Annotated in this window: 7 protein-coding genes and 1 pseudogene; 3 read left to right on the top strand and 5 right to left on the bottom strand. The window is 71.8% G+C overall.

Going from position 1 to position 7,847, the window contains the following annotated elements; translation table 11 throughout:
- A partial coding sequence (locus AC1DP0_RS14420; protein WP_478085237.1) for a sigma-70 family RNA polymerase sigma factor occupies window positions 1-916 on the bottom strand: 916 nt, incomplete at its 3' end.
- A 387-nt stretch (window positions 917-1,303) separates the two neighbouring features.
- On the opposite strand from AC1DP0_RS14420, the gene AC1DP0_RS14415 reads away from it, so the two are divergent.
- Window positions 1,304-1,909, top strand: coding sequence for a TetR/AcrR family transcriptional regulator (locus tag AC1DP0_RS14415; protein WP_478085238.1), 606 nt, complete (start codon window positions 1,304-1,306; stop codon window positions 1,907-1,909).
- 361 nt (window positions 1,910-2,270) lie between these two features.
- On the top strand, window positions 2,271-3,545 hold the full coding sequence (locus tag AC1DP0_RS14410; protein ID WP_478085236.1) for a cryptochrome/photolyase family protein: 1,275 nt from the start codon (window positions 2,271-2,273) through the stop codon (window positions 3,543-3,545).
- 220 nt (window positions 3,546-3,765) lie between these two features.
- Here AC1DP0_RS14410 and AC1DP0_RS14405 read toward each other — a convergent pair whose 3' ends face one another.
- Window positions 3,766-4,647, bottom strand: a complete 882-nt coding sequence (locus AC1DP0_RS14405) for a methyltransferase domain-containing protein (protein ID WP_478085235.1) — start codon at window positions 4,645-4,647, stop codon at window positions 3,766-3,768.
- A 55-nt stretch (window positions 4,648-4,702) separates the two neighbouring features.
- Here AC1DP0_RS14405 and AC1DP0_RS14400 point away from each other — a divergent pair, with 55 nt between their 5' ends.
- The gene (locus AC1DP0_RS14400; RefSeq protein WP_478085234.1) at window positions 4,703-5,248 is read left to right on the top strand and encodes a MarR family winged helix-turn-helix transcriptional regulator; all 546 of its coding nucleotides are present in this window, start codon (window positions 4,703-4,705) and stop codon (window positions 5,246-5,248) included.
- Between the two features lie 13 nt (window positions 5,249-5,261).
- Here AC1DP0_RS14400 and AC1DP0_RS14395 read toward each other — a convergent pair whose 3' ends face one another.
- The 3 genes and pseudogenes from AC1DP0_RS14395 to AC1DP0_RS14385 all read right to left on the bottom strand — a co-directional run.
- Complete coding sequence (locus tag AC1DP0_RS14395; RefSeq protein WP_478085233.1) at window positions 5,262-5,624, bottom strand: VOC family protein; 363 nt, start codon at window positions 5,622-5,624, stop codon at window positions 5,262-5,264.
- Window positions 5,625-5,706: 82 nt separating this feature from the next.
- Entirely contained in the window at window positions 5,707-7,578 is a 1,872-nt protein-coding gene (locus AC1DP0_RS14390) for an ABC-F family ATP-binding cassette domain-containing protein (RefSeq protein WP_478085232.1), read from the bottom strand.
- Window positions 7,579-7,667: 89 nt separating this feature from the next.
- Window positions 7,668-7,847, bottom strand: a pseudogene (locus tag AC1DP0_RS14385) (4-(cytidine 5'-diphospho)-2-C-methyl-D-erythritol kinase); the annotation flags it as partial.

Raw genomic sequence — 7,847 nt, 5'->3', positions numbered from 1 at the left:
CCGCGGCGGTTCCTGCGACGGTCGTCCCCGCCGCAGCGCTGCTCACGAGCCCTGCCATCGTCCCGTGCCCGAGGTTGCCGACGACGGCCGCCCCGGCGAGGAGGACGAGTGGCCCGGTCAGGGCGCCGAACCGGTCGTAGACGTGCTGCAGCTCGCCTGCGAGGCAGGCGTCGCGCGGGCACTCCGCGAGGTGGGCGTCAGCCCGGGCTCGTTGGCGTGAGGTCAGTCTGCCCCGGACGAAACCGCCGAGGTGGTCCAGAGTCCACCGGCACTCGGGTGCGCCGCAGGCGGGGACCCGTCGTTGCACCCAGACGTCGAGGTAGCTGTTGCGCAACGCGTCGCGGGCCCTCATGGCCCGGGCGCTCACGGCGTTGGCCGACACCCCGAGCAGCGGCGCGACGGCGCGAGGGGCGGAGCCCTCGACCATGGTGTGCCACAGCAGCTGCTGGTCGCCGTCGCCCAGGAGCCGGAACGCGGCCCGCACGATGTCGACGTCCACGCCACCGCCGGCCAGGGCGGACACGTCGGGCTCGGCGTCGACGAGCATCTCGAGGTCGGGCGCCTCGGTCGGAACGATGTTCATCTCTCGTCTCACCGCATCGACACCGACGGTGCGCACCGTCGAGGCGAAGTACGAGCGGAAGTTGTCGGTGGGGCCGCCGCCTTCACGCAGCAGACGCAGGATGCGGGCGGAGGCCTCGGCGACGAGATCCTCGGCTGCCACACGTCCACGGAAACGCGTCGCGACGGCATACGCCGCGGGCAGGTGCCGCCGCCACAGGGTGGCGAACGCGCTGTCGTCACCGCGGCGCGCGCGGGAGAGCAGCTCGGCGTCACTCGACGCGGCGGAGTCCGTCGTCTCGGGTTCCACGACCGACGTGGACCCGATGGGCGATGCGATCGTGTGCGCAGACATCGTTGGGCCCTCTCGGGAGGTATGCGCTCCAGTGTGGGGCACGTGGGCTCGAGATGGGGCCGTTTCGGTCCGAGCTGTCGGCCACGACCTCGGGCGGGACGGTTGAGGGCCGGTTGCTCGACCACCTGTCCAGGTGGTCGAGCGACCGGCCCTCCTGCGGCTTCGCAGGTCCTGGTTCCCCCCCATGCCCGACGCTCCGCCGCTTCCTCCTACCGTTAACAAGACGGAGCGAGCCGCGTTTCATGACGGGATTTGACGAAGATTTCTTGTCGTGTTCTCGCGAGTCTTCCTCGCCCCGCTGCGGCGGGGTCCGCGGGAGCACCGCGGGGCCTGCACAATGGCGGCGTGACCGCTGATCGAACGGACCGCTCCCGCCCCCGAGCACGCATGACCGGCCCGGAGCGTCGCGAACAGCTCATCGCGGTCGGCCGCAAGCTCTTCGCCGACAAGGGGTTCGAAGCGACGACCGTCGAGGAGGTCGCCTCCAAGGCCAACGTCTCCAAGCCMGTCGTCTACGAGCACTTCGGCGGCAAGGAGGGCCTCTATGCCGTCGTCGTCGACCGCGAGATCCAGACCCTGATGGGCGGCATCGGCGCAGCGCTCGAGGAGCCGGAAGGGGCCCGAGTCCTGCTCGAGCGAGCCACGCTGGCCCTGCTCGACTACATCGAGACCGACCCGGCAGGCTTTCGCATCCTCGTGCGGGACTCCCCGCCCGGACAGTCGACGGGATCGTTCGCGAGCGTCCTCGGCGACGTGGCCGTGCACGTGGAGCACCTGCTCGCTGCCGAGTTCAAGCAGCGCGGGCTCGACCCCAAGTCGGCGCCGATCCACGCGCAGATGCTGGTGGGCATGGTGGCCCTGACCGGTCAGTGGTGGCTGGACCGCCGCAAGTTCAAGAAGGACCAGGTGGCGGCGCACCTCGTCAACCTGGCGTGGAACGGCCTCTCCGGCCTCGRGCGCACGCCCCGGCTCGTGACGCTCCCCCGCCGCTGACGCGTCTAGGGGTCGAGACGGCCCGGCTGGTGCCGCGAGGTTCAGGTTTCGCCCTCCCGAATGATCCCCTCCACGAAACCACCCGGAAGGACGAAACCTGGCGGCACCACCGAGGACGACCCCACAGGTGTCGCTCCCTCCCCTGACGAAGCGGGAGACTCCTGCGGTGCCGCCATCTGTATGACGTGCCGGGACCCATTTCATGACACGAAACCCGAAAATGGGGCAAAACGGCGAAAACTCGCGGAGATTTTTTCCCGGCGCGCCACCACCGATGTGAATGGCCTCCGCCACGCGGGGGATGTCCGACGTCGCGGTCATGATGGAGGCGTGCCCTCGATGAGAAGCCGGTGACCTCGCGATGACGAGACGCTGGCTGTTCGCCGACCAGCTCGGGCCCCACTTCGACGTGGGGAGCTCCGGAGTCCTCCTGGTGGAGAGCCGCCGGGCTCTCGGAGGCCGCAGCTTCCACCGCCAGAAGCTGCACCTCGTCCTGTCGGCCCTGCGTCACCGGGCCGCGGAGCTCGGCGACTCGGCCGTGCTGCTCCGCACCGGCACCTACACGGAGGCACTCCGCGAGCTGGGCGAGCCCGTGCGCGTGCACGAGCCGACCTCGTATGCCGCCGAGCGGCTCGTGCGCCGGCTCCTCGCTTCCGGCCTGGTCGAGGCCGTCGACCCGACGCCGGGCCACAGCCTGTCCCGTGGCGACTTCGCGCGGTGGGCGGGCGACCGGCGCCAGCTGCGCATGGAGGACTTCTACCGGTTCCAGCGGCAGCGGCTCGACCTGCTCGTCGAGGGCGACCGGCCGGTCGGCGGCCGCTGGTCCTTCGACGAGGACAACCGCGAGCCCCCGCCCAGGGGCGTGCAGCGACTCGACGTGCCGCCGCCCTACCGGCCGCGCGAGGACGACATCGACGCCGAGGTGCGCGACGACCTCGACCGCTGGACACGCGAGGGTGTCGTCTCCCCGGTGGGCGTCGACGGTCCGCGCGTCTTCGCCGTGACCCGGCGCGAGGCGTTGGCGGCCCTCGAGCGCTTCGTGACACACCGGCTCGGGGCCTTCGGCCCGCACGAGGACGCGATGCTCCGGGGCGACTGGGCCATGGCCCACAGCCTGCTCTCCTTTCCGCTCAACCTCGGGTTGCTCGACCCGGTCGAGGTCGTCGACCGGGCCGCGCAGGCCTACCGCGACGGAGACGCGCCACTCGCGTCGGTCGAGGGCTTCGTGCGCCAGGTCATCGGCTGGCGCGAGTACGTCTGGCACCTCTACTGGCACTTCGGACCGACCTACCGGCGGCGCAACGCCCTGCAGGCCCGGTCCCCGCTGCCGGAGTGGTTCGACCGCCTCGACGCCGACGCCGTCGAGGCGGCCTGTCTGCAGGACGCCATGGCCGGGGTGCGCGACCGCGGATGGGTGCACCACATCCCGCGGCTCATGGTCCTCGGCAACTGGGCGGCTCAGCGCGGCTATGACCCGGACGCCCTGACCGAGTGGTTCCAGACCCGCTTCGTCGACGGCTACGACTGGGTCATGCCGGCCAACGTCGTGGGAATGAGCCAGCACGCCGACAGCGGCGCGATGGCCACGAAGCCGTACGTGTCGGGCGGCCCCTATCTCAACCGGATGAGCGACTAATGCGGCGGGTGCCGCTACGACCCCAAGAAGCGCGTCGGTGACGACGCGTGCCCGTTCACCGCCGGCTACTGGGCCTACCTCGACCGCAACGCCGAGCGGCTCGAGGGCAACCACCGGATGGCCCGGCCACTCCAGCAGCGCCACCGTCTCGCCGACCTCGCCGAGGTCGTCGCCCAGGAGCGAGACCGGGGCGACAGGCCGCCCTGATCCGACTGCCGGGTCAGCGCGGGGTGCGCGCCACAGCGAAGGTTCGCGTGAACGGGAAGAGCACCCCGAACGACCGTCGGGGGTACGCCGCCTCGAGCTCGCGCTCGTAGTCGCCGACGAACCCCTCGCGCTCGCCGCCGTCGAGCACCCCGAGCACCGGGCGCAGCCCTGTGCCCCGGACCCACTCGAGCACCGGGTGCGGGCTGTCGGGTGTCGACGCGAGCACGTGCTCATACGTCGTCTGCCACACGTCGACGTCCGGAGTGAGGTCGAGGAGGAGGGCGGCATACGTCTCCGGGCGGGCGACGGCACGGGCCCGGTCGAGGGCCGGCCTCAGGTCAGCGGCCCGTGGGTGGCGGGCGGCGACCTCGCGCATGAGCCGGTGCGAGGGGGCGTCGAAGTTCGAGGGCACCTGCAAGGCGAACGTCCCGCCCGGCGCGAGGTTCTCGACCCACATCGCGATGAGGCGCAGGTGACCCGGCACCCACTGCAGGGTCGCGTTGGTGACGAGGACGTCGATCGAGGCCCCGAGCTCGGTGGGGTCCCAGTCCTCGGCGGTCGACTCCACCCATTCGACACGGCCGTCCGTGTCGAGCTCACGCGCCCGGCCGAGCATGTCGGGCGAGCTGTCGACGCCGACGATCCGCGCGTCGGGCCAGCGCTGGGCGAGGCCGAGCGTGAGCTCGCCAGGCCCGCAGCCGAGGTCGACGACGAGCCGGGGCGTCGCGGCGTCCACACGGGCCAGCAGGTCGGCGAAGGGCCGGCCACGGTGGCCGGAGAAGACGGCATACTGCCGCGGGTCCCAGGGGACATCGGTCGTGCGGTCGCCGGCGCCGCCGGCGGCCGTGCCGTCGGGCGCGTCGTCAGCGGCGGACGGGTGCGGCGAAGGGGCCATGTCATCCTCGGTTTCGTTTGATGTCAAGAGTCTTGACGGCGACTACGATTGGCGTATGAGCGCCGACCGCAGGCCCGCCGACGACGTCGACGAGATCGTCGCGGCCTGGCGCCGGGAGCGCCCCGACCTCGACGTGTCGCCGCTGGAGGTGCTCTCCCGGGTCTCTCGGCTGGCGCGCCGGCTCGACCTGGCCCGTGGGTCGGCATTCTCGGAGCACCTGCTCGACGGCTGGGCCTTCGACGTGCTCTCGGCCCTGCGCCGCGCAGGCGAGCCCTATGAGCTCTCGCCCGGCCAGCTCGTCCAGCAGACGCTCGTCACGTCGGGCACGATGACCAACCGCGTCGACCGGCTCGAGCGCAGTGGGTTCGTCGACCGGCGCCCCGACCCGGGCGACCGGCGCGGGGTGCTCGTGCGCCTGACGCCGGCGGGCCGCGACGTCGTCGACTCGGCGATGGCCGACCTCATCGAGCAGGAGAAGTCGCTCCTGTCGGAGCTGTCCGCCACCGATCGCGCGCAGCTGGCCGGCCTGCTGCGCCGCATGCTCGCCCCCCTCGAGACCCGAGAGACGCGAGAGACCCGACGCGGCGACGTGCACGGCTGAGGATCTCACCCGCTCACCGGCGGGCCTGCTGGAACTCGAGCCGGTTGCCGACCGGGTCCGCGGTGTGGAAGCGGCGAAGTCCCGCGATTTTGTCGTCCCACGCCACCGGCGCACCGGCGGCCTCGACGACCCGGGCCAGTTCGTCGACGTCGCCGACGGCGATCCCCGGGTGGGCTTTGCGGGCCGGGACGAAGCCGTCCTCGATGCCCACGTGGATCTCGGCCGTCCCGGCCCGGAACCAGGCGCCACCGCGCGCGCGGAGACGCCCGGGCTTGGTCACCGCGGTCATGCCGAGGACGCCGACATAGAAGGCGCGCATGGCCTCCTCACAGCCCGCGGGGCCGGACACCTGGACGTGGTGCAGGAACATCTCCATGGCCAGAAAGTATCTTGATATCAAGACACTTTCAAAGAGATCGCCGATCGAGAGGATGTGAGGTGATCTGCTCCGACGGTGGTCAGCCGACGATCTCGGCTGCTTCGAGCCATTCGAGCTCGAGCTCCTCGCGCTCGGTGACGACGGCCTGGAGCTTGACGCCGAGGTCGGCGAGCGCCGAGGGGTCGGTTGCCTTCTCGGCCATGTCGCCGTGGAGGCGCTCCTCACGGTCCTGGAGGCGCGAGAGCTGCTTCTCGACGCGGGCCATCGTCTTGCGGGCCTCGCGCACCTCGGCCGGCCTCGCCGTCGTCGCGGACCCGGGTGGTATGCCGTCGGGCTGCCTCGTCGTGGCCGGCGAGCCGCCGCTGCCGCCCGGTCCCGCCGCAGTCCGTGCGGCCTGGCTCGCGATGTCGGCCGAGCGCAGCCGGAGGTACTCCTCCACGCCACCCGGCAGCTCGCGGACCTTGCCGTCACCGAGCAGGGCCAGCTGCTTGTCGGCCACGCGCTCGAGGAGGTAGCGGTCGTGCGAGACGACGACGAGCGTGCCCGCCCAGCCGTCGAGGACGTCCTCGAGCGAGGTGAGCGTCTCGATGTCGAGGTCATTGGTGGGCTCGTCGAGGATGAGGACGTTCGGCTCGGTGAGCAGCAGGCGTGTCAGCTGGAGCCGGCGCCGCTCGCCACCGCTGAGGTCTCCGACGCGCGACTGCTGCCGCCCGCCCGGGAAGCCGAGACGTGTCGCGAGCTGGCTCGCGCTGATCTCCTTGTCGCCCAGCGTCGTCCACTGCTTGACGTCCTCGATGGCCTCGATGACGCGCCACTGCTCGAAACGCTCGAGCTCGCGCACCTCCTGGGTGAGGTGGGCGATGGCGACGGTCTTGCCGATCTTGCGGCGACCACCGTCGAGGGGGATCTCGCCCGTCAGGGCGCGCAGCAGCGTCGACTTGCCCGCGCCGTTGACACCGACGATGCCGACGCGCTCCCCCGGCGCCAGCCTCCACGTCACGTGGTCGAGCAGGCGGCGCTCCTTCGGCGGCTGGCCGACCGACACCGTGGCGTCCTCGAGGTCGAGGACGTCCTTGCCGAGACGACGGCTCGCGAACGACGCGAGCTCGACGCTGTTGCGGGGGTCCGGCTCGTCGGCGATGAGGGCGTTGGCCGCGTCGATGCGGAACTTCGGCTTGCTCGTGCGCGCCGGCGCACCGCGGCGCAGCCAGGCGAGCTCCTTGCGCATGAGGTTGGAACGGCGATCGGCCATCACCCCCGCGAGACGGTCCCGCTCGGCCTTCGCGAGGACGTAGGCGGCATACCCTCCCTCGAAGGCGCTGACCTTGCCACCCTCGACCTCCCAGGTCATCGTGGCGTAGGCGTCGAGGAACCAGCGGTCGTGGGTGATCGCCACGGTCGCGTTGCCGGGGCGCGGCCGCTTCGTGGCGAGGTGGTCGGCGAGCCAGGCGACGCCCTCGACGTCGAGGTGGTTGGTCGGCTCGTCGAGGAGCAGCAGCTCGGGGTCGGAGACGAGCAGCCGGGCGAGGGCGAGGCGGCGGCGCTCACCACCGGACTTCGGGCCGACCCGGCTGTCGAGGCCGCCGACGTTCTCGGCCCCGATGCCGCCGAGCAGGCCGGTCAGGACGTCCCGGATGCGGGGGTCGCCGGCCCACACGTGCTCGGGCAGGTCCCCGAGCACGGCCTCACGGATCGTCCATCCGGGATCGAGCGCGTCCTCCTGGGCGAGCATGCCGATGCGGATGCCGTCGGCGCCGCCCTGCTTCGTGATGCGGCCCGAGTCGCCCTCCTGCAGGCCGGCCATGACGCGCAGCAGCGTGGACTTGCCGCCGCCGTTGACGCCGACGACGCCGATGCGGTCGCCCGTGAGGACGCCGAGGCTGACGTCGTCGAGGACGTGGGAGGTGCCGAAGACGAGGGAGACCCGTTCGAGGGAGATGAGGTTGGCCATCGCTGACTGACCCTATGCCGTCCGCCGATCGAGAGAGCAATCCGTCCCGCCGACGAACTGCTGTCTCGATCGGTGGGGCGCCGGTTGACTCAGGAGGTCGTGCGGGGCGCAGCGACGACCTGYGCGCCGTGGACCGGGCCCTTGGCGCGGCGCAGGTCGCGGCACAGGCCGGAGGCGGCGAGCGACACCGAGAGGTCGAGCGAGGCCTCGTGGCTCTCGGTGAGGAACGCGACCGTCGGACCCGATCCCGACACGATGCCACCCAGCGC

The sequence above is a fragment of the Terrabacter sp. P5_B1 genome (genome assembly GCF_056400505.1).
This window is presented reverse-complemented; position numbering and strand designations above follow the sequence as displayed.